This window comes from Priestia sp. SRI_019 (assembly GCF_057586255.1).
Window position 1 is genome coordinate 1,074,610 of the sequence record NZ_JBYCZN010000001.1, and the last position, 26,579, is coordinate 1,101,188.

Annotated in this window: 32 protein-coding genes, 1 pseudogene and 1 riboswitch; of the genes and pseudogenes, 20 read left to right on the forward strand and 13 right to left on the reverse strand. The window is 39.4% G+C overall.

Annotated elements, in window-relative coordinates; translation table 11 throughout:
• Window positions 1-65 precede the first annotated feature (65 nt).
• On the forward strand, window positions 66-1,316 hold the full coding sequence (locus tag AC2YJL_RS05515) for a C40 family peptidase (protein WP_369361376.1): 1,251 nt from the start codon (window positions 66-68) through the stop codon (window positions 1,314-1,316).
• A gap of 39 nt (window positions 1,317-1,355) precedes the next feature.
• Here AC2YJL_RS05515 and AC2YJL_RS05520 read toward each other — a convergent pair whose 3' ends face one another.
• Window positions 1,356-1,895, reverse strand: coding sequence for a DUF2199 domain-containing protein (locus AC2YJL_RS05520; RefSeq protein ID WP_369361375.1), 540 nt, complete (start codon window positions 1,893-1,895; stop codon window positions 1,356-1,358).
• 151 nt (window positions 1,896-2,046) lie between these two features.
• Between AC2YJL_RS05520 and AC2YJL_RS05525 the strand changes: the two genes are divergently transcribed.
• The 4 genes from AC2YJL_RS05525 (at window position 2,047) to AC2YJL_RS05540 (ending at window position 4,388) form a co-directional block, all read left to right on the forward strand.
• On the forward strand, window positions 2,047-2,712 hold the full coding sequence (locus AC2YJL_RS05525) for a sigma-70 family RNA polymerase sigma factor (protein ID WP_369361374.1): 666 nt from the start codon (window positions 2,047-2,049) through the stop codon (window positions 2,710-2,712).
• Window positions 2,713-2,741: 29 nt separating this feature from the next.
• Window positions 2,742-3,323 carry an ATP-dependent Clp endopeptidase proteolytic subunit ClpP gene (clpP, locus tag AC2YJL_RS05530; protein WP_028414941.1) on the forward strand — a complete coding sequence of 194 codons (582 nt, stop codon included), beginning with the start codon at window positions 2,742-2,744 and terminating at the stop codon, window positions 3,321-3,323.
• A 145-nt stretch (window positions 3,324-3,468) separates the two neighbouring features.
• Entirely contained in the window at window positions 3,469-4,113 is a 645-nt protein-coding gene (locus AC2YJL_RS05535) for a Bax inhibitor-1/YccA family protein (RefSeq protein WP_028409806.1), read from the forward strand.
• A gap of 140 nt (window positions 4,114-4,253) precedes the next feature.
• On the forward strand, window positions 4,254-4,388 hold the full coding sequence (locus AC2YJL_RS05540; protein ID WP_369361373.1) for a hypothetical protein: 135 nt from the start codon (window positions 4,254-4,256) through the stop codon (window positions 4,386-4,388).
• A gap of 83 nt (window positions 4,389-4,471) precedes the next feature.
• On the opposite strand, the gene AC2YJL_RS05545 is transcribed toward AC2YJL_RS05540, so the two are convergent.
• Window positions 4,472-4,714 (reverse strand): hypothetical protein, encoded by a 243-nt coding sequence (locus AC2YJL_RS05545; RefSeq protein ID WP_369361372.1) that lies wholly within the window; start codon window positions 4,712-4,714, stop codon window positions 4,472-4,474.
• Between the two features lie 157 nt (window positions 4,715-4,871).
• Here AC2YJL_RS05545 and AC2YJL_RS05550 point away from each other — a divergent pair, with 157 nt between their 5' ends.
• Window positions 4,872-5,549: a hypothetical protein gene (locus tag AC2YJL_RS05550; RefSeq protein WP_369383382.1), complete on the forward strand. Its 678-nt coding sequence runs from the start codon at window positions 4,872-4,874 to the stop codon at window positions 5,547-5,549.
• A gap of 106 nt (window positions 5,550-5,655) precedes the next feature.
• Here AC2YJL_RS05550 and AC2YJL_RS05555 read toward each other — a convergent pair whose 3' ends face one another.
• The 3 genes from AC2YJL_RS05555 to AC2YJL_RS05565 all read right to left on the reverse strand — a co-directional run bounded on the left by AC2YJL_RS05555 (window position 5,656) and on the right by AC2YJL_RS05565 (window position 8,350).
• Complete coding sequence (locus AC2YJL_RS05555) at window positions 5,656-5,817, reverse strand: hypothetical protein (RefSeq protein WP_328106594.1); 162 nt, start codon at window positions 5,815-5,817, stop codon at window positions 5,656-5,658.
• Window positions 5,818-5,876: 59 nt separating this feature from the next.
• On the reverse strand, window positions 5,877-7,193 hold the full coding sequence (locus AC2YJL_RS05560; protein WP_034267599.1) for a CitMHS family transporter: 1,317 nt from the start codon (window positions 7,191-7,193) through the stop codon (window positions 5,877-5,879).
• 296 nt (window positions 7,194-7,489) lie between these two features.
• Window positions 7,490-8,350 (reverse strand): LysR family transcriptional regulator, encoded by an 861-nt coding sequence (locus AC2YJL_RS05565; RefSeq protein ID WP_025750019.1) that lies wholly within the window; start codon window positions 8,348-8,350, stop codon window positions 7,490-7,492.
• A gap of 184 nt (window positions 8,351-8,534) precedes the next feature.
• On the opposite strand from AC2YJL_RS05565, the gene AC2YJL_RS05570 reads away from it, so the two are divergent.
• The 3 genes from AC2YJL_RS05570 (at window position 8,535) to AC2YJL_RS05580 (ending at window position 11,263) form a co-directional block, all read left to right on the forward strand.
• The gene (locus AC2YJL_RS05570; RefSeq protein ID WP_369361414.1) at window positions 8,535-9,662 is read left to right on the forward strand and encodes a 2-methylaconitate cis-trans isomerase PrpF family protein; all 1,128 of its coding nucleotides are present in this window, start codon (window positions 8,535-8,537) and stop codon (window positions 9,660-9,662) included.
• A gap of 93 nt (window positions 9,663-9,755) precedes the next feature.
• Complete coding sequence (locus AC2YJL_RS05575; protein WP_369361370.1) at window positions 9,756-10,424, forward strand: cyclase family protein; 669 nt, start codon at window positions 9,756-9,758, stop codon at window positions 10,422-10,424.
• Window positions 10,421-11,263, forward strand: coding sequence for a GNAT family N-acetyltransferase (locus AC2YJL_RS05580; RefSeq protein ID WP_369361369.1), 843 nt, complete (start codon window positions 10,421-10,423; stop codon window positions 11,261-11,263). The genes AC2YJL_RS05575 and AC2YJL_RS05580 overlap by 4 nt, the downstream gene beginning before the upstream one ends.
• A gap of 27 nt (window positions 11,264-11,290) precedes the next feature.
• Here AC2YJL_RS05580 and AC2YJL_RS05585 read toward each other — a convergent pair whose 3' ends face one another.
• Window positions 11,291-11,875: a YjgB family protein gene (locus tag AC2YJL_RS05585; RefSeq protein WP_369361368.1), complete on the reverse strand. Its 585-nt coding sequence runs from the start codon at window positions 11,873-11,875 to the stop codon at window positions 11,291-11,293.
• Window positions 11,876-12,212: 337 nt separating this feature from the next.
• Window positions 12,213-12,371 carry a hypothetical protein gene (locus tag AC2YJL_RS05590; protein WP_155920475.1) on the reverse strand — a complete coding sequence of 53 codons (159 nt, stop codon included), beginning with the start codon at window positions 12,369-12,371 and terminating at the stop codon, window positions 12,213-12,215.
• A 327-nt stretch (window positions 12,372-12,698) separates the two neighbouring features.
• Window positions 12,699-12,805: riboswitch (SAM riboswitch) on the forward strand.
• Between the two features lie 75 nt (window positions 12,806-12,880).
• Between AC2YJL_RS05590 and AC2YJL_RS05595 the strand changes: the two genes are divergently transcribed.
• From AC2YJL_RS05595 to AC2YJL_RS05615, 5 genes are all read left to right on the forward strand, one after another.
• Window positions 12,881-13,891 (forward strand): BMP family lipoprotein, encoded by a 1,011-nt coding sequence (locus AC2YJL_RS05595; RefSeq protein ID WP_487374656.1) that lies wholly within the window; start codon window positions 12,881-12,883, stop codon window positions 13,889-13,891.
• 82 nt (window positions 13,892-13,973) lie between these two features.
• Entirely contained in the window at window positions 13,974-15,506 is a 1,533-nt protein-coding gene (locus tag AC2YJL_RS05600) for an ABC transporter ATP-binding protein (protein ID WP_487374724.1), read from the forward strand.
• Window positions 15,481-16,548, forward strand: coding sequence for an ABC transporter permease (locus AC2YJL_RS05605; RefSeq protein ID WP_487374657.1), 1,068 nt, complete (start codon window positions 15,481-15,483; stop codon window positions 16,546-16,548). The genes AC2YJL_RS05600 and AC2YJL_RS05605 overlap by 26 nt, the downstream gene beginning before the upstream one ends.
• Window positions 16,535-17,452: an ABC transporter permease gene (locus AC2YJL_RS05610; protein WP_487374658.1), complete on the forward strand. Its 918-nt coding sequence runs from the start codon at window positions 16,535-16,537 to the stop codon at window positions 17,450-17,452. The genes AC2YJL_RS05605 and AC2YJL_RS05610 overlap by 14 nt, the downstream gene beginning before the upstream one ends.
• Before the next feature lie 24 nt (window positions 17,453-17,476).
• Window positions 17,477-18,139, forward strand: coding sequence for a sulfite oxidase-like oxidoreductase (locus AC2YJL_RS05615; RefSeq protein ID WP_153252718.1), 663 nt, complete (start codon window positions 17,477-17,479; stop codon window positions 18,137-18,139).
• Between the two features lie 33 nt (window positions 18,140-18,172).
• Here the strand turns inward: AC2YJL_RS05615 and AC2YJL_RS05620 are convergent, their stop codons facing one another.
• Together AC2YJL_RS05620 and moaC are read right to left on the reverse strand one after the other, a co-directional pair.
• Window positions 18,173-18,685, reverse strand: coding sequence for a MogA/MoaB family molybdenum cofactor biosynthesis protein (locus AC2YJL_RS05620; protein ID WP_251568527.1), 513 nt, complete (start codon window positions 18,683-18,685; stop codon window positions 18,173-18,175).
• A 12-nt stretch (window positions 18,686-18,697) separates the two neighbouring features.
• Window positions 18,698-19,186 carry a cyclic pyranopterin monophosphate synthase MoaC gene (moaC, locus tag AC2YJL_RS05625; RefSeq protein WP_230933339.1) on the reverse strand — a complete coding sequence of 163 codons (489 nt, stop codon included), beginning with the start codon at window positions 19,184-19,186 and terminating at the stop codon, window positions 18,698-18,700.
• Between the two features lie 114 nt (window positions 19,187-19,300).
• Between moaC and AC2YJL_RS05630 the strand changes: the two genes are divergently transcribed.
• Window positions 19,301-20,566, forward strand: a complete 1,266-nt coding sequence (locus AC2YJL_RS05630; protein WP_251568529.1) for a molybdopterin molybdotransferase MoeA — start codon at window positions 19,301-19,303, stop codon at window positions 20,564-20,566.
• Between the two features lie 12 nt (window positions 20,567-20,578).
• Here AC2YJL_RS05630 and AC2YJL_RS05635 read toward each other — a convergent pair whose 3' ends face one another.
• Entirely contained in the window at window positions 20,579-20,710 is a 132-nt protein-coding gene (locus AC2YJL_RS05635; RefSeq protein ID WP_269067671.1) for a YvrJ family protein, read from the reverse strand.
• A gap of 463 nt (window positions 20,711-21,173) precedes the next feature.
• Complete coding sequence (locus tag AC2YJL_RS05640) at window positions 21,174-21,551, reverse strand: winged helix-turn-helix transcriptional regulator (protein WP_230933337.1); 378 nt, start codon at window positions 21,549-21,551, stop codon at window positions 21,174-21,176.
• A gap of 119 nt (window positions 21,552-21,670) precedes the next feature.
• On the opposite strand from AC2YJL_RS05640, the gene AC2YJL_RS05645 reads away from it, so the two are divergent.
• The gene (locus AC2YJL_RS05645) at window positions 21,671-22,243 is read left to right on the forward strand and encodes an NAD(P)H-dependent oxidoreductase (RefSeq protein WP_251568530.1); all 573 of its coding nucleotides are present in this window, start codon (window positions 21,671-21,673) and stop codon (window positions 22,241-22,243) included.
• An 803-nt stretch (window positions 22,244-23,046) separates the two neighbouring features.
• Window positions 23,047-23,310: a DUF3973 domain-containing protein gene (locus AC2YJL_RS05650; protein WP_251568532.1), complete on the forward strand. Its 264-nt coding sequence runs from the start codon at window positions 23,047-23,049 to the stop codon at window positions 23,308-23,310.
• 46 nt (window positions 23,311-23,356) lie between these two features.
• Here AC2YJL_RS05650 and AC2YJL_RS05655 read toward each other — a convergent pair whose 3' ends face one another.
• Window positions 23,357-23,992, reverse strand: coding sequence for a DUF1232 domain-containing protein (locus AC2YJL_RS05655; protein WP_251568534.1), 636 nt, complete (start codon window positions 23,990-23,992; stop codon window positions 23,357-23,359).
• Between the two features lie 119 nt (window positions 23,993-24,111).
• On the opposite strand from AC2YJL_RS05655, the pseudogene AC2YJL_RS05660 reads away from it, so the two are divergent.
• Both AC2YJL_RS05660 and AC2YJL_RS05665 read left to right on the forward strand, forming a co-directional pair.
• Window positions 24,112-24,692 (forward strand): annotated as a pseudogene (locus tag AC2YJL_RS05660) (manganese efflux pump).
• Window positions 24,693-25,068: 376 nt separating this feature from the next.
• On the forward strand, window positions 25,069-25,638 hold the full coding sequence (locus tag AC2YJL_RS05665; protein WP_487374659.1) for an MEDS domain-containing protein: 570 nt from the start codon (window positions 25,069-25,071) through the stop codon (window positions 25,636-25,638).
• A gap of 122 nt (window positions 25,639-25,760) precedes the next feature.
• Here the strand turns inward: AC2YJL_RS05665 and AC2YJL_RS05670 are convergent, their stop codons facing one another.
• Window positions 25,761-26,213: a DUF4288 domain-containing protein gene (locus AC2YJL_RS05670; RefSeq protein ID WP_230933331.1), complete on the reverse strand. Its 453-nt coding sequence runs from the start codon at window positions 26,211-26,213 to the stop codon at window positions 25,761-25,763.
• Window positions 26,214-26,381: 168 nt separating this feature from the next.
• Between AC2YJL_RS05670 and AC2YJL_RS05675 the strand changes: the two genes are divergently transcribed.
• Window positions 26,382-26,549, forward strand: coding sequence for an ankyrin repeat domain-containing protein (locus tag AC2YJL_RS05675; RefSeq protein ID WP_251568536.1), 168 nt, complete (start codon window positions 26,382-26,384; stop codon window positions 26,547-26,549).
• Window positions 26,550-26,579 lie beyond the last annotated feature (30 nt).

Sequence of the window (26,579 nt, forward strand, 5' to 3'; positions counted from 1 at the left end):
TTTAACAGGGGACCCATTTACATATAAAACTTCTTGGATGAAATAAAAAACAAAGGAGAACAAACATGAAAGTAATGAAACCTCTTATGGTCACAGCGTTAGGACTGAGTCTTGCCACTTTTTATGACGGCGTTTTTCCTGCAGAAAACGCTGTGCAAGTACAGGCTGCTACAGATGAAAACGTGATTGCTGATAAAGCAAAAACGTATGAAGGAGCGGATTATACGTCTGGAGGAGAGACGCTAAGCGAAGGGTTTGACAGCTCTGGCTTCGTTCAATATGTGTTTAAGCAAGCGCTCGATACAACGCTGCCTCGTTCCGTGAAAGAACAGTCAGAGCTTGGAACAGACGTCGATAAAAACGAGCTGCAAGCGGGCGATGTATTGTTTTTTGACACCGATGAAAACGGTGAAGTGAACGTAGCGGCTATTTATATCGGAGACGATGAGATGATTTATGCATCTTCTTCAGACGGAAAAGTCGTGGTGAAAAACATTTCAAGCAGTGCCTATTGGTCATCACATTTTGCCAAAGCAAAGCGCATTACAGGAGCACCGGAAATTGCAAAAGATAATGAAGTCATTGCAGAAGCATTAAAACATCTCGGTACACCATATGTATTCGGAGGCGAGTCACCAACGGACGGCTTTGACTGTTCCGCATTTGTTGCATATGTATTTCAACACGCATCGGACGTCTATCTTCCGAGATCAACTGATCAGCAGTGGCAAGTTGGAGAAGAAGTTGATCGCGCAGATTTAAAGCCAGGAGACGTTATCTTTTTTAAAGACACGTATCGTGAAGGGATTTCACACGTCGGTATCTACGCAGGCGGCAATCAGTTTGTTCATGCCAAGCGCAGCGAAAATGTGACGGTGGATTACCTGACAAGCAGCTACTGGACGTCTAAGTACGCAGGAGCAAGGCGCTACGATGACTTATCGCTGTCAAAAGACAATCCATTTGTGACGGAATCTCTTAAATATGTAGGAGAAGTACCTTACGCACAAGGTGGGACAAGTCCTTCTACAGGTTTTGATACGGCTGGTTTTGTTCAATACATTTACAAAGAAGCTGCTGGAAAAGATATTCCACGCTATGCGAGTCAGCAGTGGGAAGAAGGAGAAACCATTTCACAATCTGACTTGAAGCCGGGAGATCTCGTCTTTTTTGAAGGAAGTTTACTTATTCCATCTATCTATATTGGAAATGACTACGTCGTTCACGTATCTACATCTGAAGGCGTGAAAATTACAAACTATAAAGTAGACAGCTACTGGGCGCCTAAATACTACGGAGCAAAGCGCATGCCATAAAGGTAAAAAACTAAGACAGTCTGGGGCTGTCTTGGTTTTTTAATAGGTAGTCAATTGTTTTTGTATGTCTTTGATTCGCTCTAGCGTTATCCCTTCCCGCTGCTCGATGGCTAAAGGATGATCGGTTGGTTCTAATTCAATGAGAGGTCTCGTTCCAACAGGTCTTGTATGCACATTTGTTTTTAAATTTAACGTTTCGGGATAGCCTGGAATTGAAACTGAAAACCATCCGAAATAAGGCGGTTCATTTTCTCTTTTGTCACTTTCCCATAAATCGATCATTCGATGAAAATTGTCTTCGCTTAAAGAAATCCATATGTTCCAAGTGAAAAATTCTTCTTCATTAAGAACAGGAATTTCAACACAGCCTCTTACGAAAAAATGTTCTTGATTCATGATACAAACCTCTGAATATAGTTCAAAGTCGTTTTGTTTTTCATCGTCTGACGCGTCATAATAGTAAAAAGGAGCTTCACTTGTATAGCTCATAGGCAAAGCGGGCTGAGGGTGTTCACAGGTTAAGCCTTTATAGTGAAGTTTGTTCGTTTTCTTCTTGCCATATAATCGTCTTCTTCGCATATTATTTTAGACTCCTCAGATAAAAGTATCTTCATTATAATACAAAAAAATGGCTGCTTAAGCGTATAATGTGTAAAAAGTTTGATACCCCGTATCTTTTGAACTTCCTTTAATCGTTTAGTAAATAGAGAGTGCAAAAGGAGTGAAAATCATGTCACATTCAAAAAAAATTGAAACACAAACAGAAAGCTTTGACGATAAATGCTGGAACGAGCATTACCCAAAATTGCAGCAGTACTGCCGTTTTTTAACGCAAAATGCGTGGGACGGAGACGATATTGCCCAAGAAACGTTTTTAAAAGCTCAGCGATATAAAGGTGAAGAGCACAAGCTATCTTCGGCGCTGTTAAATAAAATTGCGTATCACCACTGGATTGATCTGCTGAGAAAACGAAAGCGTGAAGTAATAGCCGAAGAAGAAGGTTTGGAGCAGCAGGCCGACAAGCAGGCGTTTGATAGTAAGGGACACTCGGTCGAGCTGCTCCTTAGTCAGTTTACGCCGAAGCAAGCGGTTATCTTTTTCTTAAAAGAAGGCTTTCGCTATCAGCTAAAAGAAATAGCGTTGATTTTACAAACGTCAGAAACAGCGGTGAAAAGCAATTTACATCGTGCTAAGCAGCGGTTAGAAAAAGGCGGTGAGCCGTTTTCTACAGATTCTTTTTGGGATGAAAAAGAGCGTAATGAGCTGTCAGAACTGTTTTATAAAACGTTAGAAGCGCAGGACCCAGCACTTTTGATTGGGGCTTTGCCTTCCTTAAAAAGCGTCATTCAAAAACCAACGTATACTCCGACTTGCACTCTCTGCATGGCTGCATAGCCATATTACATGTGATAAGGAGGATATATATGAGCACGATTCCATATGTAATTGAACAAAGCAACCGCGGTGAACGTTCGTATGATATTTATTCGAGGCTGTTAAAAGACCGAATTATTTTAATTGGTGATGAAATCAATGATCATATTGCTAACAGCGTGGTCGCGCAGCTCTTATTTCTCGCCGCAGATGATCCTAAAAAAGATATTTCACTTTATATTAACAGCCCCGGAGGTTCGACTTCAGCAGGGTTTGCGATTTATGATACGATGCAGTATATCGAGCCGGACGTTCAAACAATTTGCACGGGCATGGCTGCTTCTTTTGGCGCGCTGCTTCTCCTAGCAGGAGCAAAAGGAAAGCGCTATGCACTTCCGAACAGTGAAGTTATGATTCATCAGCCGCTAGGAGGGGCTAGAGGGCAGGCGACTGAAATTGAAATTAGCGCCCGCCGAATTTTAAAGCTGAAGCAGCATATTAATGAAATCATATCAACACGAACGGGACAGCCGGTTGAAAAAGTGGCAAACGATACGGAACGAGATTATTTCATGAGTGCTGAAGAAGCAAGGGAGTACGGAATTATCGATGGTATTCTGTTGCCTAAATAAAGGGGTGACAAGAAAGCATAGACGCTGCCGTCTATGCTTTCTTGTCTATAAAAATAAGAAAAAAGACCTTAGTATTATCTTTATTTTTCTTTAAAAGGTAGGTATTATATAAAATATAACAGATTTTAGAAAGAAGGTTTTACACATGCAAGAAGTGATTGGAGTAGAGCAGCGGTCTCTGTTTCAAAAAGTATTAGTCACATTTATTTTTTCGTTATTTATTTCAACAGTTGGCTTATATGTAGGTCAATATGTGCCTCCGGCTTATTTCCTTCCGTTAGCGATTGCTGAACTTGTGATGCTGGTTGCCGCATTCATGTTACGAAAGAAAAAAAGCGTAGGATATGGCTTTACATATGCTTTTTCATTTATATCAGGCATCACGCTGTTTCCGATTGTCAGCTATTATGCATCAGTAGCGGGGGCGCAAGTTGTTCTTTATGCGTTTGGAAGCACGTTCGTTATTTTTACGGTGATGGGTGTAATTGGCGCAAAAACAAAAAAAGACCTAGGGTTTTTAGGCAGCTTTCTATTAGTGGCGCTGTTAGCACTAGTCTGTATCAGCATTTTCTCGCTGTTTAGTCCCTTAACAACGCCTGGACTCATGGCATTCTCAGTGATTGGTACCATCGTTTTCTCACTTTACGTGCTGTATGATTTTAATAAAATGAAGCACGGTGAAATCACAGAAGAGCTTGTTCCACTGCTGGCACTATCTCTTTATTTAGACTTTATTAATCTATTCATCAACTTGCTACGCTTTTTTGGTATTTTAGGCAGTGATGATTAATAAGAAAGAGGCTGGGACAAAAGTGTTTTAGCTGAAGGAAGATCCGAACGGTGAAGATGTCTTGATGGAGAATCTTCACCGTTCGGATTTTTTATTGGTAGGATGAGCGTAGATTTTATCTATTTAGCTGCTTCTAGCTGTTGATTGGAGAGCAAGGCGGAGACTCCTGCGGGAAAAGCGGAACAGGTGAGACCCCGCAGGAGCGGAAGCGACGAGGAGGCTTACCGGCCGCCCGCGGAAAGCGAAGCCTTGCACCGAAATCAGCAGCGGTGTAATAAGCAGTACAGCTCATGTATCCAACCTGTTGATCTTTAGAGGGGATTGATGTAGTTATATCACAATCTCTTTTTTGTTTTAGTTATTCTCCGCCGTCTCCATCTCCATCCTCGCTAACGTCATCTTCTGTTTTTTCATAGTTTGGTCCGGTAGCGTAAGGTTCTTTAAAAAACTTTTCAAGCCACGTGGAGCTTGTAGCCACCGCACCGTTTTTAGCGTGAATAAATTCACTGATTGTATATATTTCAACGACTTGCTTTCGATATTTCCGAAATAAACATGCGCTGGCAACGACGCCAATGCTGATGATTATATACGTATTCATGAAATCCTCCTTATAAAAGGGTTAGTGTTATGTATGCCAGATAAGAAAAGGATATGCGAATCTAAAACAAGTTCGTTTAGTGGTGCGAGCCTTTGAAAAAATGGTAGTATAGAGCAGGTACATAGAGAACGTAAATTTTTTGGAAGGATGCATGTTAGTGGTGAATTTTAACGAGTTTTTTACTATTTCTTCGTATGAAGTAATGGAGCATTTGAGTCGAAAAGAAAATGGAAAGAATATAGATGAATACGAAGTGCTGTTGTATAACGAAAGCGTCAGTCAAACGGAAAATGTAAAAATCAAATTCAAAAAGACGAACGATGAAATAGAAGTGGAAAAAGTACAAACGCTCTCTTACTTTGATCAGCAGAGTCCCAAACGCCCCTGTAAGATTTGCGGCAGTGAAGTGATGGTAAAAGAGAACAGCGCTGAAGAACTAAATGTTTACGTACATAATTGTTCATTTAACTATGAAGAAATAGAGTGCTGTTTAGGAGAACTAGTACAAAATGAACTTTTACAGGATAGATTTACTCAAGAAGAATTCGACCGGAACTATGGAATTAACTACCGGGATGACGCTAACCAACAATATAGCTTTTACGATACCCAGCAAAGAGATACTTTTTACACGATCTTCAAAGATACTGTTTATCACACCTCTTATGCAGGACCACAAGAGCTCCGCTGCAAGTTTTGCGGGATGGATGAAGAGCTGCTTGTTATAGACGGAGCGTTCTATCAAAAATGCTCAGTGCTAACTCCACATACAAATCAAATTATTAGTATGATTGAAGCAAGAAAACAAAACGAACCAGACGTAACAAAACGTTGAGGAGAGAAAAGGGGCCGAAGTCTCAGAAGAATATAAAAAAAGAAGCTTCCTTTTGAGCGAAAGGAAGCTTATCAAATTTGTACCTATAGGGTTGAGTGGTGCATAATTAAATAGCTATCGGAATAACCGATGAATCATTAAAGTAAACAACTTCTGAAAGAATACTGCAGCCTTTCAGGTTTTTGAGCTGACTAAGTGCTTCTTCCTTACTATCAAACTCGTACATTCTCATTTCACCTTTTCCTACATAACACGTAATTACATACATTTTAGAAGTACCTCCACCTATCATTTATTAATAAAAAACCATAACGGCTTTTATTCCTATTAAAATAGCGTAAGTGCGCCTGTGACAATAGCAAGGACAATCAGAACAAGAGACGTTAAAACGGCCCATTTAAATGCAAAGCGCTGATGTTCACCAAGATCTACACCTACCATACCTACAAGTAAGAAAGTAGACGCAACGAGTGGACTTAACAGATGAACAGGTTGTCCGAGTACTGAAGCTCGCGCAATTTCCATCGGATCAATTCCGTAAGAAGCAGCTGTTTCAGCGAATATTGGTAAAACACCGAAGTAATAAGCGTCGTTACTCATCACAAATGTAAACGGCATGCTTGTTAAAGCAACGATTGTTGGTAAAAATGAACCGAGTGAATCAGGAACTAAATGAATTAACAGGCTTGCCATTTCGTCAACCATTTTAGTGCCGGATAATATTCCTGTAAAAATACCGGCTGCAAAGACAAGGGCTGCAACAGTTAACGCGTTGCCTGCATGAGCCATTAAACGTTCTTTTTGATCCTCGAGTTTTGGATAGTTAATCATAAGAGCAAGCGCGAAACCAATCATAAATAAAACAGAAACTGACCAAATGCCAGAAACTAACACGACCATGAGTGCAATGGTTAAAGCTAAGTTAATCCAGATCTTTTTAGGCTGTGTAATATCTTCTTGAGAAGTTAAGGACGCGTCTTCAGCAAAAGCAAGCGAGCTTTTTAATTCAAACTGCTCAATGTCAATAGCACCAAGTCGTCTGCGCTCTTTTTTACCAAGAATATAGCCTGTAAAGATCACCCACAAAGCTCCGCCAATTAACGTTGGAAGAAGTGGAATAAAGAACTCTGATGCATCAAGGTGAAGGGCAACAATCGCACGAGTAGCCGGGCCTCCCCAAGGCGTCATGCTGCTCATAATACTAAGAGAAAGCATCGCAACCGTCGTTAACACTAACGGGCTCATATTCAGGCGTTTATAAAGTGGAAGAAGAGCAGAAACCGTAATCATATAAGTAGTTGTGCCGTCTCCGTCTAGTGCAACTAAAAGCGATAGAAGAGCGGTTCCGATGACGATTTTCAGCGGATCGCCTTTTACGATTTTTAACAGCTGTTTAATTAATGGATCAAACAAGCCAGCATCAATCATAACCCCGAAGTATAAGATGGCGAACAGCAGCATCGCAGCTGATGGAGCTACTTGTTTTAGCCCTTCTAGCATCATGTCTCCGACGCCTTTGCCAAACCCTCCAATCACGGCAAAAAGAAGTGGAATCACCATTAAAGCTACGATAGGAGACATCCTTTTTGACATAATGAGATACGTAAAGACAATAATCATTGTAAAACCTAGTAGTGCTAGCATTCAAACAACCTCCTTTATTTTCCCTCTTTTCTCTGAAAGCGTTTTCTTTTAGAGTAAAAAAACGTGACTAACATCTCTCATCCCCATGTATGAGTCGTAGTTTGATTATTAAGAATTTTTAAAGCCGCTCTTTACCCCCGCTGATGTTTCTTGTTTTCATGTTAGTACATTTTGAAAAATAAAGGAAATATAGGTTTTTTTAGAAAGTTCATAAAAAATTTTTATAATGGTAGTCTAGAAAAAAGCTTGGTCTAAAAGAGAGATTCTTCCAAGACGCAAACTTTTTAGCTTTTGCTTTATTTTTCACTTAGCTTTAAAAAGTCAATAAATGCTTTCACGACCGATAGATTCAAGTAAGAAGGATCATACATGAGCCACGTATTTCGAAGCAAAGGTGATTCATCTCGGTACGAAAGTCCATATGTATATAAATTATCGCTGGAGTGAAGGCAAATTTCAGGTAAAATCGCAAAGCCTAAGTCATTTTTAACCATTTCTTTGGCCGTTTCTTGCCGGTCAACTTCCATTGCCACAAACGGAGGCTCTGAAAACTTGTCATGCCACCAGTCTTGAATGAGATCTTTTAGCGACGTATCGGTTTTATAGTTAATATAAGGCAGGTTCGGCAAGTCATCGATCGCAATTTCTTTTTTCGAAATTAAGCAGAGCCGTTCTTTCGTCAGCAGTGATTTTTCTCCGTTCCACGGGTAATTGCCTCGTAAAATACCAACGTGCACACGCGAAGAATCTAATAGATTCATAACTTGCGTGCTCCAACCCGTATTGACGCTGAACTGTACATTTGGGTAGTGAAGAGAAAATTGTTTTAAAATCTTTGGGAGTTTATGCTGTGCAAAGTTACTCGATACCCCTAAGCGAAGCGTGCCCGTAACGGTTTCGCTCATATTACGCATGCTGTCTTTTGTTTCCTGCAGCTGCTTCCACATATTTTCCGCATAGCGAACAAGATGCTCACCTTCAGATGTAAACTCAATTCCTTTTTTCGTTTTGAAAAAAAGCGACACGCCAAATTCTTCCTCAAGATTTTTAAGGCGGTAGCTTAAAGAAGGCTGCGATACGTAGAGCCTTTCAGCCGTTCGCGTAATGTTCTTTTCTTCGTGAAGCGTTTTAATTAATATCCAATCTTTTTGATCCATCCCGATTCCCCCTTGTATTTAGATTATAAAAAAATTTTTAAAAAGACAATAAATTTTATGTATTTTACTTATGACCACCTCTATTATACGATAAATGGCAAATGAACCGGTTCTAAATAGTAAAAAAATAAAATGGTTTGATGAACGCCTCGGCGTTTGTTAGTAGGGGAGAAAGGTGATTAATATGACGCGTATTCCTGTAACGGTTATGAGAGGTGGAACAAGTAAAGGGGTTTTTATCAATCATGAAGAAATGCCTGTGAACAAATCGGATTGGGAACCGTTTTTGCTAGATATAATGGGAAGTCCGGACCAACGTCAAATTGACGGACTCGGCGGAGCTAATTCGCTGACGAGTAAAATTGCGATTATAAAAAAATCAGATTTAGAAAAAGCTGACGTAGATTACACGTTTGCGCAGGTCAGCATCAGCGAATCTCTCGTTGATTTTAAAGGAAACTGCGGCAATATCTCTTCAGCAGTTGGACCTTATGCAATCGAACAAGGACTTGTACAAGCTGTGGAACCGGTGACTAAAGTGCGGATCTATAATACAAATACCAAAAAAGTAATTGTAGCGGAAGTAGAAGTAGAAAACGGAAAAGTGAAAACAGAAGGATCGTGTATGATTCCTGGAGTGCCAGGTACGGGTTCACCCATTTATCTTTCGTTTGAAAACGGAGAAGGAGCCGTTACTGGAAAACTGCTCCCGACGGGGAACGCTATTGATCTTCTGCAAACATCCATCGGGACAATAAAAGCATCCATTGTTGATGTAGGAAATCCGCTTGTATTTGTTAAAGCAGCGGATATTGGCCTAAAAGGAACAGAACTTCCGCATGAATACACGGACAAACAGCTGAAGCTATTTGAAGAAATTCGCTCCATTGCAGCGGAAAAAGCGGGGCTCGCACCTCAAGACAAAGCAACTAAACTATCACCAGCCGTTCCAAAAATGACAATTATTGCTCCTCCAATGGACCACCGCGACGGAACTGGCAGAGAAAAAGCTGCTTCTCAAATGGACGTATTAATCCGTATGATGTCGATGCAAAAACCGCATCAAACGCTTGCGATTACAGGAGCAATTTGTACAACGGCGGCTATCTATACAAAAGGCACGCTTCCGTCAGAAATGGTTCAATTAAAAGGCGATACCGTTCGACTTGCTCATCCAATGGGAATTATGGAAACCAGTGTGGATCTAAAAGATGGACAGATTAACGGAATCAAAGTAGTGCGTACAGCCCGTCTTATTTTTGAGGGATTTGTTTATACAAAGCATACGTACGATGTATGTTTATCAAGTTAATAACATTCTCTAAAAAAGCTCTTTCTAGGAAACTAGGAAGAGCTTTTTTATGTTAGAATATTTTTACTGAATATTGAAAAAGTGGGTGGAGGTATGAAAAAAAGAACGTATATTGATCTAAGCCACATCATTGAAGACGGAGTTATCACACATAAAGGCTTGCCGGCACCGATCATTTGCGACTATTTAAGTCGAGAAGAGTCTAGAAAGCTTTATGAATCAGGCACTGAATTTCAAATCGGTAAAATTGAAATGGTCACGAATACCGGTACGTATATTGATGTGCCGTTTCACAGATACAAAGACGGAGCGGATTTAGCTCAAACGGCTATTGATAAAACAGCCGGGCTAGAAGGAATAGTCGTTTCAGTTGACCCGACTTTAAAAGCGATTGATGAATCTCATTTTCAACATGTAGACGTAAAAGGCAAAGCGGTATTAATTCATACGGGATGGGATCGCTACTGGGATACAGACGAGTATTTAGAAAACCATCCATACTTAACAGAAAGCGCGGCAGCTTATTTAGTGTCTCAACAGCCCGCTCTTGTTGGAATTGATTCGATGAATATTGACGATACAAAAGGAAAAGCAAGACCAGCTCATACGCTGCTGTTAGGAGGGGACATTGTAATTGCTGAACACTTATGTCACTTAGATCAACTAACGGCGGAGTCCTTTTTATTTTACGCCGTGCCTCCTAAAATAAAAGGAGTTGGAACGTTTCCGGTAAGAGCATTTGCGGAGGTAGAAAGAAAATGATCCAGTTACATAGATATAGAGAAGTGCAGGAATTTAAAAACCAAGTAGAGCCGCTTTTATCAAAGAATGAAGTTCTTTATAACTTAGCGCTTGGCATTTTACACAGCTTGCAGGAAAACAGCAAACCAAATTTTATGGGTGTTATTTTAAAAGACAGCCGTGCTGCGCTTGTGTTTCTGCAAACCCATCCTAAGCAAATCATCCTGTCTCAAATACAGCAGCTAACGGAGAGTGAACTAAGCGAAGCGGCAGAGCTGTTACAAGAAATCGACATACCGGGTTTAGTTGGAGAGAAACAAACGGTTTTATATCTTTCTCAAAAACTAGCAGATTTAAAAAATCAAGAAGCTTCTTTGAAAATGGATCAGCGCATTTACCGGTTAGACAAAGTGAAAAAAGCTGTGGAAGCTGAAGGTATGCTGGTAAAAGCAAGATTAAAGCACCTTCGGCTCGTGACAGAATGGATTTGGGAGTTTATGGGCGTCATTGGAGAGCCTGTATCAAAAGAACAAGCTGCCAAAACAGGAGAAGCTTTTATTAAAGCAGGAAGGTTATTTTTATGGGAAGTGAATGGCAAGTATGTGTCGATTGCCAATGCTACGCGCCCAACGGCCCATAACATTACGATTAACTATGTGTACACACCTCTTGAAGAACGTAAAAAAGGCTATGCCTCAAGCTGTGTATCCACGCTTTCTCAGCTTATGCTAGACGAAGGAGTTCAAACAACAAGTTTATACACAGATATGACAAATCCTACGTCTAACAAGATTTATATGGAGATTGGGTATGAACACGTAGCGGATTCAGCATTGGTTTTATTTCATGAAAAAAAGTAGCAGACAGCCTGCTACTTTTTCTATTACTTAAGGTTTTTTAACTAAATTAACGTGATTTAACGTTTTGCTATCATCAAAAATGAATTCAAGATCATAGGCGCCGGCGTGATAGGTGTACTTCGTTTGAGCCGTACCATCACCTTTTACTTTGCTTGTAAAGTTCGGCTGACCTAATTCTTTCTTTAAGTTAGCTTGGGTGATGGAGCCTAGATTTGTTTGACGCTCTACATTTGTACCAAAATAGCGGATTTCGTTAATGACGTTATTTTGATCATAGCCAAATGCGTATCCAGGGTGACCCATTTCCGGGTGATAGTAGTCAAAGTTGTTTGATGAACCTTCAGGCGGGGGACCGAACTGATCGCGAACGTCTTGACGCAGTGTTTTGCCAATTTTGAAGTCTGCCGTTAGGCGTGGCACTTCACCTTTTACTGCGGCGTTGTAAATTTCATTAATGTTTTTTACAGCTGTTTGACTTTGACTGCTTGTTTCTTGAGATGTAGCTGCGTGGGCTGGTGTATCAAGCTGAGCGACAGGAGCAAATCCAAACGCAGCAATTCCTGTAATCGTTGCAGCCGCCGCTGCTTTTGATAGTCGTTGTTTCATTTTCATGATTTTTTCCTCCTATATATAACGATTTAGCAACTTCAGTCTACCTAAAAGAGCAGGTAGGCCAGAATAGTCAAGGAGTCTTAGTTTAGTTGGTAACTGATATATATATAATTTAACACGTCTTTTAGAATGTAAACGTCAGGTAAAGTAAAAAGCAAAAAACAATTCATTTATCATAGGTTAAAAGATTGGTTTATATTCCTTTATTAGGTAAAAAACGTAATATAGAGAGGGTTCTAATTCATTATAAAATATTAGATATTAACCGAGATTACTTATACTAAAGCAGCTAAAAGAAAACACCACTTTACTAATAAAAGGTAGTGATTTTTTTATCTTATCTTAGTTTCGCTCTTGCTATACCTGTTACGACCATACTAGTAATAAAAATAACTACAATTCCAATATTGGTCGGGGTATCAAAAAAGATTTTTGAAACCGCCAAAGCGATAATGAGTCCAATAGCTACTCCAGATAATTCTTTCATCAATTTCAACGTTAACACCTCTTAAAAAATATCGCTCAGGAAAAGTCTAACATTCTTGGTAAAGTGATTTCAATCGATAGTGGATTAACAAAAGAGATGTAATAAAAGTGCTCTGCTACACATGACCCTTCTAGAAGACTAGCTGACTTACCGTAAGCGCTTTGCTAGAAAGCATACGATGATTAATTTAGAAGATTGATCTGTATTTTAGTAGACTAAAACCATATAATCCTATCTGTTTTTTAAGTTTTTTGCGTGAAAAAGAAAAATAATATTGACAATTGTTAAAAAACTATTAATATTGACTATATTACATAAAACAAATAGCTATTGTTTTCCTTATCAAGAGAGGTGGAGGGACTGGCCCTGTGAAACCCGGCAACCGCTGTCTATGACAGAATGGTGCCAAATCCTTAAGAACAGTATGTTCTTGAAGATGAGGAAGAGACGTTTGGTTAACGAGCTCTTCCTTTATATAAAGGAAGAGCTTTTTTTATATTATAGGGGGAGTAAGTTAAATGAAGAGACTTCTTATTTTAGCCGTTGCGCTTGTACTACTCGTAACTGGCTGTCAGTCAAAAAGCACAAAAAGCAGCGGAAGTGAAGAGAAAGGAAAGAAGCGAATTGCTCTTGTTTTACCTGAAAAGATTGGAGTTAACCCGTTTTTTCAACAAATGGATGATGGAGCAAAACGCGCTGGGAAGAAGTACAACATTGATGTAAAGACAATTGAATCTACGGACCAAGCAGCCATTGAAAGTAACTTGCGTGCTGCCGTAGCAGAAAATTATGATTTGATTATTACGTCTTCTTTTGAATCCGAAGATGCATTGAAAAAAGTAGCTCAAGAAAACCCGCAGCGTCAATTTGCGATTATTGATACAGTGGTCGATTTACCAAATGTAAGAAGCGTTGTATTCCGTGAACAAGAAGCTTCATATTTATTAGGAGCAGCGGCAGGATTAGTTACAAAAACGAATAAAGTAGGAATGGTTGCAGCTGATGATATTCCATTATTAAAAAAATGGACGGTAAGTTTTAAAGAAGGATTACAATCAACAAATCCAAAAGCAGAGTTTCTAGTAAACTATGTTGGAAGCTTCTCTGATCCAGCTAAAGCAAAAGAACTTGCTATTTTACAGGCTTCAAAAGGAGCTGACTTTATCGCCGGAGCTTCAGCGGTAGGCGACTTGGGTGTATTTGAAGCAGCAAAAGAAAAGGGTTTTTATACGGCTGGCCAAGATATTGACCGTACGGAAGTAGATCCTGAGCATATCGTTTTATCGCAGTTAAAAGGATCTGATGCGGCTGCTTATGAAACGGTAGAAGCACTGGCAAATGACAAATTTAAATCGGGCGTAGTGACATACGGCTTGAAAGAAAAAGGTGTTGGGTTAACGTATGTGACTCAAGACAGCAAGACGCCTCTTAATGACTTTGTAGGGCAAGATGTAATTGATCAATTAAAAGAAATTAAAGATTCGATTATTGATGGAAAAACAGTGGTAAAAGATCCGTTAGCAAAGTGAGTTGAAAAGAGAAGTCGAGTAAGGCTGGCTTCTCTTTCTTATTTTTGAAAAAATCCTAATGGGGAAAGGAGCAATGAATAGAATGAGTGAGCTGCTGCAGTTAACGAATTTGACGAAGAAATACGGTTCATTTTTAGCAAATGATAACGTGTCCTTTAAACTGAAAAAAGGCGAGGTTCACGCGCTCGTTGGAGAAAATGGCGCTGGAAAAACGACGTTGATGAGGATGCTTTACGGAATGGAAAAGCCGAGTTCAGGAAGTATTCAGTTACACGGGAGAACCGTCTCGTTTTCATCTCCTGCAGATGCGATCAAAAATGGAATAGGTATGGTGCATCAGCATTTTATGGTTTTTCCGCATTTTACAGTGGCTGAAAACATTGTCTTGGGGCATGAGCCAAAGAAAGGCCTCTTTTTTAATAGAAGGCAGGCGAAAGCAGATGTACAGCAATTAACCCAAACCTATCAAATTTCAGTAGATGTTCATAAGAAAGTAAAACATTGCTCAATTGGAGAACAGCAAAAGATTGAGATTTTAAAAGTGCTGTATCAAGGAGCAGAAATCATTATTTTAGACGAGCCTACCGCCGTTCTTACTCCTCATGAAGTGAAGGAACTATTAAAAACAATCCGTTTTTTAGCTTCTCAAGGTAAAAGTATCATTATTATTACACATAAGCTGCAAGAAGTGATGGAAGTAGCGGACCGCATTACGGTTCTTCGAAATGGTAAAGTAGCCGGCGTCACAAGTAAAGAAGATACCAATGCTCACCACCTAGCCAAGCTGATGGTAGGGCGAGAATTAAAAGAGCGTCCTGCAAGAATACCATCACAAGGTACCTCTCATTTAAACGTACAAAATCTCTTTTTAAAAGGAAAAGGACAAAAAAACGTATTGCAAAATGTGTCTCTTCACGTTTCTGCAGGCGAAATTGTCGGTATTGCAGGCGTGTCGGGAAATGGACAATCAGAGCTGCTTCAAGCCATTGCTGGATTAATAGAAACAGATAGTGGCAGTATCAAACTTGGCGATGAGCAACTTACAGGGCGATCTGTGCGTGAAAGAAGAGAAGCAGGCATCGCTCATATTCCAGAAGACCGCTATATGTGGGGAGCCTCCAAAGACGATACGATTGAAGAAAATGCACTGATGGGCTATCAGTATAAAGCTTCTTACTCGAAGATGGGCTGGCTGAAAAGAAAGATATTCAAGTCGAGCGTGGAGGAATGGATAAATGAATTTTCGATTAAAGCCACTTCATCTAAGCAAAAAGCAGGAGAGCTGTCAGGGGGAAATCTGCAAAAATTGATTGTTGCCAGAGAGCTTGGGCAAAACACTTCTTTTCTACTTGCTGCTGAACCAACGCGAGGAGTGGATATTGGGGCAATGGAACGTATTCATGGTGCTTTGATTCAAAAAAGGAATAATGGCTCCGCTATTTTACTTGTGTCTTCGGAACTGTCGGAGATTATCTCCCTATCAGATCGAATTTTAGTTATGTACGAAGGCAGCATTGTCGGAGAGCTTACAAGGGAAGAGGCAACAGAAGAGAAACTAAGCATATTAATGGCAGGAGGAACGGTAGAAGGTGATACAGTTGCAGAAACTTCTTAAATCATTAATCCAGCCGATTATTGCAGTTATTTTTGGCTTAGCAATAGGAGGCATTATTATTTCCTTAACTGGTGGTTCGGTTCTTCAAACATATACAGAGCTCTGGAATGGAGCGTTTGGTAATTTTTATTTCTTCACTACTACGCTGGCTCGCGCTACGCCTATTCTTTTAATTGCGTTAGGTGTCGGGTTTGCTTTTAGAGCAGGTGTGTTTAATTTAGGGGGAGAAGGACAGATGGTCGTTGGAGCGATTAGCGCAGCAATTGTCGCTTATTATCTGCCAGCGCCGGGGATAGTCAAGCTTATAGCGGCTATCGCAGCTGCTGTTGTGGCAGGAGGTTTGCTTTCTGTTTTAGCAGGCTGGATGGAAGCTGCGTTTAAAATTCAGCTCGTCATTTCTACGCTTTTATTAAATTATATCGCTGTTTTATTTGCAAGCTATTTAGCAGGTCACCCTTTTCAAGATAAAACAGGCTCAGCTGCTCTCGCTCAAACGCCTATGATTGAGCAAGGGGCGTGGCTTGGAAAAGTGTTTCAAGGAATGCCTCTTCATATCGGGTTTATCATTGCTCTAGTAGGTGCGCTTCTGCTGTGGACGGTGCTTCGCTACTCTGTGTTTGGGTACGAAGTAAACGCATCCGGGAAAAATCCGTTGTTCGGGGCGTATGGAGGTATTCATCAAGTAAAAGTCATGCTGCTTAGTATGTTTATTAGCGGGAGCTTGGCTGGATTAGCCGGAGGATTTGAAGTTCTTGGTTCACAGTACCGATTTGTAGACGGTGCGCTCACCGTTCCTGGATATGCATGGACTGGAGTGATGGCTGCTCTGTTAGCAAATTCAAATCCAATCGGCATTGTTTTTACGTCTCTTTTACTTGCCGCTTTGCAAACAGGAGCGATGGGGCTGGAGCGTAATACAGAAATTCCGTTAGAAATTGCGAGTATTATGCAAGCTGTGCTTATTCTATTTATCTCAGCAAAATTCACAAAGCAGTGGTGGAGAGCAAAAAAGAAAGGAGCTGATATTCGTGGAGCTGCTTGATTGGTCACTGTTAAATGCAACGTTACGAATGGTTGCGCCTATTTTATTAGCGGCGCTGGGCGGGATGCTTTGCGCGCGCGTAGGCATATTTAATGTAGGGCTAGAAGGTCTGATTTTGATTGGAGCTTTTAGCGGGGTTGCCGGCAACTATTATACTCATAATGTCTTTTTTGCGATCGTGATTGCAGCTGGAGCAAGCTTACTTTTTGCGTTGCTGTTTGGAATGATGGTCGTAGTGTTTAAAGCGAATGAAATTGTGGTTGGGGTGTCTATTAATTTTTTAGCACTAGGCTTAACAACCTTTTTACTCCGGACAATTTTTCATACAAAAGGTGCCTATTACGATAAAAATATGCAGGGAATAGGCACATGGGATATTCCTTTGATCAAAGACATACCTGTAATCGGCGAAATTATTTCAGGACAGTCGCCGCTTGTCTATTTTGCTTTTTTAGCAGCAATTGCTTTTTATATCTTCTTTTATCGAACGATCTTTGGTTTCCGGCTCCTAGCGGTAGGCTACAATCAAGTAGCAGCAAGTACGCTTGGTTTAAAAGCAATCAGATATCAGCTGTTTGCGATTGCAGCATGCGGAATCCTGTGTGGGATTGCCGGAGCGCAGCTTTCATTAGGACAAGTCACGATGTTCTCAGAAGGCATGACTTCAGGACGTGGATTTATCGCACTTGTTGCGATGATGCTCGGTCAATCTCATCCGCTTGGTATTTTAGCCTCAAGTATACTTTTTGGCTTAATGGATGCGGTGAGTACACGGCTGCAAGGTTTTTCAATACCGACCGAGTTTACGATGATGGTCCCTTACGTGCTGACATTAGCAGCGATGTTTTTCCTGCGAGATAAAGGAGTCGAAACGAATCAAACAAGTCAGCAAAGTGCACGCTGATAAAAAAATAAAGAGGTGGTACCTATGAACAAAGCAGACCGTATAAAACGAATGAAAACACCAGAAATTGATCCAAAGTATGAAGGACGAGTGCCTCCGGGGCAAGTAGTGACAGAGCGCTTTCCGATTTTACATGAAGGCGACGTGCCGGAGTATAACTTAGAGGAGTGGACGCTTCGAGTGTTTGGATTAGTAAACAAGGAAGTAACGCTTTCGTATCAAGATATATTGGACATGCCGCAAACAACGGTGAAATGTGATATTCACTGCGTAACGAGATGGACAAGGCTTGATAATGAATTTACGGGCGTGCTGTTTACAGACTTTTTGAAAGCAGTTGGCGTGGAGTTGAAAAGTAAATACATCATGCTGCACGGAGATAATGACTATACGTCAAATATTGAAGTGAAAGATTTACTGAGAGACGATATTCTTCTCGCTCATTCCTTTAACGGAGAGCCGCTTACACCTAAGCATGGATATCCGCTGCGATTAATTGTTCCTCATTTGTACTTTTGGAAAAGTGTCAAATGGCTTCGAGGCTTTGAAGCCATTGATGAAAACCATCCTGGCTTTTGGGAGCAAAACGGCTTTCATCTTAGAGGAGATCCGTTTAAAGAAGAGCGTTTTTCTGGAGAAGATTTAGGCATTCCAGAAGATGAGTGGGTACATAAAGACTATGATTAATAAAAATGCCTATGCGCGCGCATAGGCATTTTGTCAGCGCTGGCGGTTTAATTCCCACACAACGTGGCGAAGTTCAGGCAAAATCAGTTTGGTCATAGCTAGGCGAACAGCACCGCTTGATCCTGGTGTAGAAAAAACGGCTTTTTCGTTAATCGTCCCGGCAATTGCTCGGCTCATAATCGCCGCGCTGCCAATGTCTTCGGTGTAGCTCAGCATGCGAAACAGCTCGCCAAATCCAACGATTTCTTTATGAATCAGCGCTTGAACGGCTTCAATCGTAACGTCTCGTTTTGTAATGCCAGTCCCGCCGTTTGTGAGAACAACGTCAATGTCCTCAGCACTGCATCCGGCAAGTATCGCTTGTTGAATCGACGTTTGGTCGTCTTTTACAATTTCATAGGAAGCGATCTGCATGTCGTGTTCTTTCAGAAGTTGGATCATTAGCGCGCCGCTTTTATCGGTTTCTTTTGTACGTGTATCGGATACCGTAATGACTTTGCAGCGAACGGGCTGAGTTGCTTTGGATTTATGTTCATGTACGCTCATTATGTACCTCCTTTACGCTTCCGTACGCTTGTAGTCACCGTTTTTGCCGCCTGATTTTTCAAGCAGATACGTTTCGCCGATAATCATGCCTTTATCAATGGCTTTGCACATATCATAGACAGTTAATGCGCAGGCAGAAGCAGCGGTTAAAGCTTCCATTTCAACGCCCGTTGAGCCTTCCGTTTTAACAGTTGCTTCTATTAATAAACGGTATTGATCATGGCTTGTATCCCAGTCAAATGAAAGGTTTACGCCTTTTAATAAAAGAGGGTGACACATTGGAATAATGTCAGACGTGCGTTTTGCTGCCATGATTCCCGCTACTTGTGCGACAGCAAGGACGTCGCCTTTTCCAATTTTATGTTCTACAATGGCTTCGTGAATTTCTTTGTTAACGAGTATGCTTGAACGAGCTGTTGCAACGCGGCGAGTGATAGATTTTTCGCTAATATCGACCATGTTGGCACGGCCTTGGTCATTAAAGTGTGTAAAAGAAGACATCGGTGTTTTCATCCTTTTTCAGTAAATTTTGTTGTATGATAGAAATAGTGAGATATGCTATGATTTTACACCATAGCATAAAAAGTGAACAGACATAAAGGAAGTGAAGAATGTATGTTAGAAAGCAGAACACCTATTTCAATTCCTGAAGCAATTGAAAAAGTCATGACATATAAAAGAAAAGGCAGCATCGAACGCGTATCCATCACGGAAAGTTACGGACGATATTTAGGAGAAGATATTATCGCCGACCAAAACGTTCCTCATTTTAATAAATCGCTTTATGACGGCTTTGCGGTTCGAGCTCAAGACTGCGCAGAAGTCTCAAATGAACATCCTGTGGAGTTCGAAGTTGTAGGTGAAATCGGTGCAGGCTCTGTTTTTGAAGGAGAAGTAAAGCCGTTTCAAGCGGTGCGTATTATGACAGGAGCGCAAGTGCCTCATTCATGTGATGCGGTTGTAATGCTTGAAGTCACAACTTCGTATGAAAAAGAAGGCAAAACGTATATGGCGTTAAGGCGGCTTGCTTCAAAGTGGGAACACATTGCGTTAAAAGGAGAAGAAACGAAAAAAGGAGACGTGCTTGTTTCCAAAGGAACGCGCATTAATCCAGGCGTCACGGCTTTTTTAGCTACGTTTGGCTATGCGGATGTCGCTGTCGTGAAGCAGCCGGTTGTTGGGGTTTTAACAACGGGCAGTGAGCTGCTTGATGTGAACGAGCCGTTAGAACCAGGAAAAATCCGCAACAGCAACTCCTATATGGCACTTGCGCAAATCGTAAGAAGCGGGGGAATTCCGAAATACTTAGGAAAGCTTGAAGATGATTTTGACCGCTGCTATGAAGCGGTAGAAAAAGCGCTTGAAGAAGTGGATATTTTACTAACGACCGGCGGCGTATCCGTTGGCGACTATGATTATTTGCCGGCTATTTACGAAAAGCTTGGTGCGAACGTGCTGTTTAACAAAATTGCGATGAGACCAGGAAGCGTCACAACAGTCGCAGAACGAAACGGACAGCTGCTGTTTGGACTATCAGGAAATCCATCTGCTTGCTATGTCGGGTTTGAACTGTTTGTTCGTCCGATTGTTCGTAGCTTTTTACATTCACCGGCGCCTCATTTACATAAAACAAAAGCGGTGTTAAACGGCCGTTTTAAAGAGCCTAACGCATTCACAAGAATGGTGCGAGGAGAAATTACAGACGAAGGCGGAAGGCTCTTAGTAACGCCTGTTGGCATAGACAAGTCGGGTGCTATTTCGTCTTTAGCTGCGGCGAATGGCTTGATTGTTCTTCCGGGTGGAGAGCATGGATATGACAAAGGAACAGAAGTGAACGTGCTGCATCTCGAAAACGAAGGAACGAGTTCGCTTTGGGTATAAATAGCATTCTGCTTATTGCTTGTCCTTTTTTTCAATAAGAACTTGAAGCAGCTCTGTAATTCGATCTAATTTGCTTTCAATGCGCACGAGTAAGTAAAAAGATAGCGCAACTGGAAAGCCTAATTCTTTAATATAACTAACCAAGTTTTCTATAATTGCATACCTCCTTCAATTAGAAGATACACTATAATATGTGATTTCTAAGTATTTGTTCACAGGACATACATCCATTTTTAAGACAAAAGTCCTTAAGAAATAAGAAAAAGCAGCCTCGGCATTGGCAAGCGAGGCTGCTTTTTTGTAAGGGTTCATTTATGCGTATCTCAGTATAAATGACTACTAGATTTTAACATGTTTTTAAATGTAAATACTACTTGCGTTATGACAGTTTCATCTAGTTTCCCTTTAACGTACTGGTTAGTTTTTATAGGTTTGGGCATCATATTCATAGCGGGAACATATTTAGTTTTTGTTAAAGAAAAGAAGCAGATCTTTAAATAAAGGTCTGCTTTTTATTTCTACCGAGAACTTATATTGCGGTAACTACTCTACTCGGGTATAGGCCATACCTCAAATACACTAATCTATTAATTAATATATTCCCTGTTTAAATTTCTTCCTTTTCTACTGTTCTCGCACTAATAATTCTGTTCTTATGCGTTTCTCCCCAGTCTTTCATAAGTAAAATGATTGGTTCGAGAGATCTTCCAAATTCGGTTAGGGAGTACTCTACTTTTGGAGGGATTTCTTTATAGATCTCACGGTGGACAATCCCATCTTTTTCTAATTCTCTTAATTGTAAGGTCAGCATCCGCTGTGTAATGGCAGGATACAGTTTTCGGAACTCATTAAAACGTTTCTTTCCATCGATAAGGTGATAAAGAATAATCCCTTTCCATTTTCCTCCTATTACGTCTAATGTGGTTTCGACCGGGCACCCGACTTTAGTGGGGGGATAATTAAATCCTATTTTTTGGTTTCTCATCCATTTTCACTCCCTGTAGTATACAATTTTATACTATGTTTAATTAATGTGCGTACTTCCTCTAATTTATTACAAAATATACAATATAATCATACCAAAAATAATAAGGAGGTCTAGATATGAAAACATTAGTGCTCATTGCACATCCAAATATTGAGTCTTCCCGAGTAAATAAAAAGTGGAAGGAATCAGTTTTGAACGAAACGGATCTAACAGTTCATGACCTTTATGAAACATATTGTGATCAGCCTATTAATGTGGAATTTGAACAACAGCTGCTTCTTGCCCATGATCGTATTGTTTTTCAGTTTCCACTGTACTGGTATAGCAGTCCACCACTTTTAAAACAGTGGTTTGATGAAGTGTTTACCTTTGGCTGGGCTCATGGTCCTGGCGGAACGAAGCTGACAGGAAAGGAGTGGGTATTGGCTATTTCTATCGGTTCACCTGAACATTCTTATCAAGCGGGCGGGTATAATTTATTTTCAATAAGCGAATTAACAAAGCCGTTCCAAGCATCTGCTAGTTTAGTTGGGATGAGCTATCTTCCTCCTTTTGTCGAGTATCGTGCAAATAAAATCAATGACTATGATATCATTCAAAGTTCAATTCGCTATGTAAAGCATATTACAAATACAGAATTAAATCCGAAAATTCGCCTTCGTAACTATTTAAAACAGCTAGCTGAATAATGTGTGAGGAACTGACTTTATAGAATATTTGATTTTACGGGAATTGAGACATTAGATCATTTACTAAGTGGAAGTATTGGATATCTTGAAGATGAAGCGTATAAAGATATGTTAAAAAAGGTGAAGATAAAATTAATCATCAATTCTTGCAAACCAGAAAAAGCTCCCTACGGAAATAGGGAGCTTTTTCTGCTACAAAAATTATTTCTCGCATAGGTCGACGTGTTGCTGCATCTTCAATAGTTTAGGTGAATAGTGGAATATTATTCGCTCTTTAACTTACAGCTTTTAGTTTTGCTTTAGAATTCAAGCTCCATAAGCTAAATAGTACGGTCATTAAACCAAGTATAAGGCTAAGCCAAACTATGCCACCTGTTAATGAATAAATAAAGGGAAAAAGAATAAAACATAATCCGGTAATGAGCGAAATCCAGTTTTGTCATGAATTTCATCCTGGTTTAGTAGTTCCCCAAAAAGAAATAATCATTTGAAGGGTTCCAAATACAATACTTGCTGAAGTAGCACCTGCATCGTATGAAAAACCAAGCATCCATGGGGCAATAACAAACTAAATACCGATTACAGCGTTAATAATACCTCTTGTTTTCACCACTATTTCTCCTCAAAGTATGGCACTCTTCATGCTCTCATTATTAAATTATATGTTTGTAAGGGACGTGTGTTGAGTATTCTTCAACGCCTGTTGAGATTTTTTCAATTTTTAATATAGGAACAAGCACTTCTGTTGATGAGTTCTCATAAGATGTTTCAAAATCAAGTATAAGAAAGAGAGTGGAAAACAAATGTACTATTGTGTTACTTGCTGCAGATTGCAAAATGAAAATCTTATTAAGAGTAAGCTATTTGAAAATGGAGTCTATATAGATCCATTTGTAGGAGAGAAAATCCCTTTAGGTATGTGTGCGCATAGATGTAACCATGAGCTATGCAAAAAAGAAAAAGTGATTAAAAAGATTGCGCCAAAGGAAGTATTTAAATTGAGGAAAGCAATAGAATATTTACCTGCTCATCGTCATGATCAAGAGAAAGTTCCATTTTCACAATAAATAGAGAGCGGTATCCGCGTTCATTTCACTTAATAGAAAGCCGTTGTTATTCCGCAAGCTGATTCATTACCAGTTGTACAGCTATTGCATCGTCTAAATAGCCGATTGGAAAGACATAGTCTGGGATAATATCGGTAGGCAAAATAAAATACAGTAGCGCACTTCCCAATATTGAGCGCTTGGTATCTGATGTTTTTTCATCACAATATTCAAGATACATTTGCTTTAATTGATCAATAAAGGTTCCGACGCTGCCGACTTGCTCTATTTTGGTTTGAAAGTTATTACAAATTATGCTGTGTCCTTCGTCTGTCTGTGCATATTGCTTATATTTTGTTAGTTCTTGTTCGACACGTTCAATCGTAAAGTTTGTATCTACTATATTAAAAGATTTAAGTATTTCTTGAATTTTATCAATGGAGTAATGAATGCCTGTTTCTACTTCATTTTCTGTATTGTTAGCTCCAGCAGGGTCAATTAATGCTTCAAGAGGAGTATTTAAATAGTGCGCAAATTGTTTTAAATGATGTAGATTTGCTTGCTGTTTTCCATTTATAATCCGTGAGATAGTTGCTGTATCAATCCCCGTAAGTGAGCTAAGTTTCCGCATAGATAAAGCATTTTCCTTTAATAAAGACCTTAATAACAAACCAAGACTTTGATCATTTTGGGTGTTAGACATAGCGATTCACCTCTTTATATTTTTCAACGTACAGTGATTATTTTATTGAAGGTTTATCAACAATATATGCAACAAATAAGCAAATCTCCTCAACATTATCAACAAAAGGAGAATACAAAATGGAATGGTTATTCATATTAGGTTTTGCATTATCATCAAGTATAGATAACTTCGGTGTAGGAATATCATACGGAGTTCGAAAGGTAAGGATAAAATGGCTTTCTAATTTACTGATAGCGGCTATTTGTTTCCTCTTTAGCATGGTGGGGATTATGTTTGGCAGGTGGATTTCAACCATCTTGCCAGGGGTGTTCCATGTTATTGTAGCCGTCGTATTATTAACGCTAATTGGGGTTCGTATTATTTTATTAGTTGTATCCCAAAGAAATAACGGAAGTGATGAATTAGATAGTAGTGGTCAAGAAAACGTACGATATATTGGGTGGATCGAAAGCAGTGTCCTAGGTGTTGCACTTTCAGCAAATGCACTCACAAAAGTTCTGGGAGCAGGTTTGCTTGGGTTATCGCTTTTAGCTATTTCGCTTACATCAGCATGTGGCAGTTTTATCACCGTATGGCTAGGAGTAATGGTGGGGAAAAAGCAGCAAATGTTCAAATTGGGAAATTCACCTTGAGTCAATTTGGAACGTTAATGAGCGGAATTACGATTTTAATTGTAGCTTTTACGCAAATATTTTAAAAGAAAAGGCGCCACTTACTAAAGCAAGTGGTGTTTTTTCTTTGTATTTTGTAGTAACTAGTTTTAAATAGGTTATACAAAGTAAAAAATAAATGTCTAATACTCCTATCAATGCTGCATGAGAATTTATTTTAATGATAGGATAAGTAAACTTAAGTCTGTCATTATTTTTTATTAGGTTTTAATCATATTCAAAAAGGGTATAGTATTCTTCAGTCAAGGCATCAGAATAACTGTCTCACCTCAAAATAAAGGCTAGAACATCCAGCTTTGACAGACAAGAGTGCGAAGCGTAAAATCGTTCTAATAGATAGACAGTTTACTAGTTTAAGCATTTTAAAAATCAGGTTGATCTTATATAAGGGAGCGTACACACTTGAAAAATCAGTTTGCTCAATTAATACAGAATAATGAAAGCGTTCATATTTACTACAATATTAATGATATGAGAAATTACGTAGACAATCTTGTGTCTTATATTGTTTCGGGGATTGAACAGGATAGACATACTTTAGTTATTGAAAGTGAAAGAGTAATTCCATTAATTTTTGAAAAATTAGAGGGGATTTTAACTAAAGGCCAATTAACGTACATACATACTATTAATAACTTTGATTATTATTGTTCCAGCGGCAGTTTTCAACCCGCTATCATTTTTGAGCATCTTTCTACACACTTAGATCCTTTCTATAAAAACAGTATGGCTTTTCAAATATGGGCTCATGTAGAATGGGGACAGCAAGAAGGAATAGTCCCTATTTTAGAGGAGTTTGAAAATGAAGCAGATACATTAGTAACGGAAGGCGGATTATATTTAGTATGCGCGTATGATGAAGACAGAGTACCAGAAGCTCTGAAACTCGCTTTAATGAAATGCCATCCATACTTAATTTCAGAAAACAAAATTAGGCCATCTGATTTATATATAATGACAGATGCAGTGTAATTAATAGTGTGCTTGAGCTTTTATTCTTGAAAAACAAAGGTAAATAGAGAACAAATAAAGAGCCTTATTTAAGGCTCTTTGTTTGTTGTTTCCACAGAGTATGGATACCATATACCGAATCTTCAATTAAAATCTCTATCCCTTAAAATGAAGTTTTTCCGTATCTGCTCTGTTTCATTTTCCATAACTTCTGGATAGTGCCTAGATAAGACATTAGCTAAACTTTCTTCTTTAGGTATATGCAAAAAACGTGAATATACTTCCGTACCACTTGGTAACTCATCTTCTTCACACAAGAGAAAGGCATCTAAACTCTCAATCAATTGGAAGTTCACAGTCTGGTCATAAACGTTGGTATAGCTGTCTTCACATTCTTTTGCTTTCTTTTCTGCAATTTCATAGGCTAGGTCAAATGATGGGGCTTTAATTAATAAAATACTTTCTTCAAATATCTGATGTTCTTCATAATTTTCGTCAATCTTTTCTATATTAGGTTTATCCACTATTAAGTACTTATAAAGAACCTTTACGCCATACCACTGGAAGTCTAACTCTTCGCTATTAGTTGTTTTCATATCAACTCTCCATTCTTAACTAAAGGAACTATAATAATTAATTTTATCATCGTATTCCCCATCGTCCTTCCGACTTATATACCTAAGTTTGTATGTCTTGTTCATTCACTAACCTATGATAAAATGGAAATATAATCAAGGTATTTCTATATATTAGGGGGATGTAAAATGGAATATATTGATCAAATAACAAATGCGGCGGTGAATGGAGAAAGCGAAGAGATAAAAGCGTTATTAAATAAAGAGCCATCTTTACTTAACGCTTTTAATTCAGAGGGATGGACGCCTTTACATTTAGCTTGTTATTTTGGGCAATATGTTGTATACAGCATATAAATAGAAAGACTTTTTAATCAGTAAAATAAA

Bases quoted from the DNA above. Each gene is read 5' to 3' on its own strand.
- AC2YJL_RS05515 (WP_369361376.1), top strand. From the start codon at position 66: ATGAAAGTAATGAAACCTCTTATGGTCACAGCGTTAGGACTGAGTCTT.
- AC2YJL_RS05520 (WP_369361375.1), bottom strand. From the start codon at position 1,895: ATGCGAAGAAGACGATTATATGGCAAGAAGAAAACGAACAAACTTCAC.
- AC2YJL_RS05525 (WP_369361374.1), top strand. From the start codon at position 2,047: ATGTCACATTCAAAAAAAATTGAAACACAAACAGAAAGCTTTGACGAT.
- clpP (WP_028414941.1), top strand. From the start codon at position 2,742: ATGAGCACGATTCCATATGTAATTGAACAAAGCAACCGCGGTGAACGT.
- AC2YJL_RS05535 (WP_028409806.1), top strand. From the start codon at position 3,469: ATGCAAGAAGTGATTGGAGTAGAGCAGCGGTCTCTGTTTCAAAAAGTA.
- AC2YJL_RS05545 (WP_369361372.1), bottom strand. From the start codon at position 4,714: ATGAATACGTATATAATCATCAGCATTGGCGTCGTTGCCAGCGCATGT.
- AC2YJL_RS05555 (WP_328106594.1), bottom strand. From the start codon at position 5,817: ATGTATGTAATTACGTGTTATGTAGGAAAAGGTGAAATGAGAATGTAC.
- AC2YJL_RS05560 (WP_034267599.1), bottom strand. From the start codon at position 7,193: ATGCTAGCACTACTAGGTTTTACAATGATTATTGTCTTTACGTATCTC.
- AC2YJL_RS05565 (WP_025750019.1), bottom strand. From the start codon at position 8,350: ATGGATCAAAAAGATTGGATATTAATTAAAACGCTTCACGAAGAAAAG.
- AC2YJL_RS05570 (WP_369361414.1), top strand. From the start codon at position 8,535: ATGACGCGTATTCCTGTAACGGTTATGAGAGGTGGAACAAGTAAAGGG.
- AC2YJL_RS05575 (WP_369361370.1), top strand. From the start codon at position 9,756: ATGAAAAAAAGAACGTATATTGATCTAAGCCACATCATTGAAGACGGA.
- AC2YJL_RS05580 (WP_369361369.1), top strand. From the start codon at position 10,421: ATGATCCAGTTACATAGATATAGAGAAGTGCAGGAATTTAAAAACCAA.
- AC2YJL_RS05585 (WP_369361368.1), bottom strand. From the start codon at position 11,875: ATGAAAATGAAACAACGACTATCAAAAGCAGCGGCGGCTGCAACGATT.
- AC2YJL_RS05595 (WP_487374656.1), top strand. From the start codon at position 12,881: ATGAAGAGACTTCTTATTTTAGCCGTTGCGCTTGTACTACTCGTAACT.
- AC2YJL_RS05600 (WP_487374724.1), top strand. From the start codon at position 13,974: ATGAGTGAGCTGCTGCAGTTAACGAATTTGACGAAGAAATACGGTTCA.
- AC2YJL_RS05615 (WP_153252718.1), top strand. From the start codon at position 17,477: ATGAACAAAGCAGACCGTATAAAACGAATGAAAACACCAGAAATTGAT.
- AC2YJL_RS05620 (WP_251568527.1), bottom strand. From the start codon at position 18,685: ATGAGCGTACATGAACATAAATCCAAAGCAACTCAGCCCGTTCGCTGC.
- moaC (WP_230933339.1), bottom strand. From the start codon at position 19,186: ATGTCTTCTTTTACACACTTTAATGACCAAGGCCGTGCCAACATGGTC.
- AC2YJL_RS05630 (WP_251568529.1), top strand. From the start codon at position 19,301: ATGTTAGAAAGCAGAACACCTATTTCAATTCCTGAAGCAATTGAAAAA.
- AC2YJL_RS05640 (WP_230933337.1), bottom strand. From the start codon at position 21,551: ATGAGAAACCAAAAAATAGGATTTAATTATCCCCCCACTAAAGTCGGG.
- AC2YJL_RS05645 (WP_251568530.1), top strand. From the start codon at position 21,671: ATGAAAACATTAGTGCTCATTGCACATCCAAATATTGAGTCTTCCCGA.
- AC2YJL_RS05650 (WP_251568532.1), top strand. From the start codon at position 23,047: ATGTACTATTGTGTTACTTGCTGCAGATTGCAAAATGAAAATCTTATT.
- AC2YJL_RS05655 (WP_251568534.1), bottom strand. From the start codon at position 23,992: ATGTCTAACACCCAAAATGATCAAAGTCTTGGTTTGTTATTAAGGTCT.
- AC2YJL_RS05670 (WP_230933331.1), bottom strand. From the start codon at position 26,213: ATGAAAACAACTAATAGCGAAGAGTTAGACTTCCAGTGGTATGGCGTA.
- AC2YJL_RS05675 (WP_251568536.1), top strand. From the start codon at position 26,382: ATGGAATATATTGATCAAATAACAAATGCGGCGGTGAATGGAGAAAGC.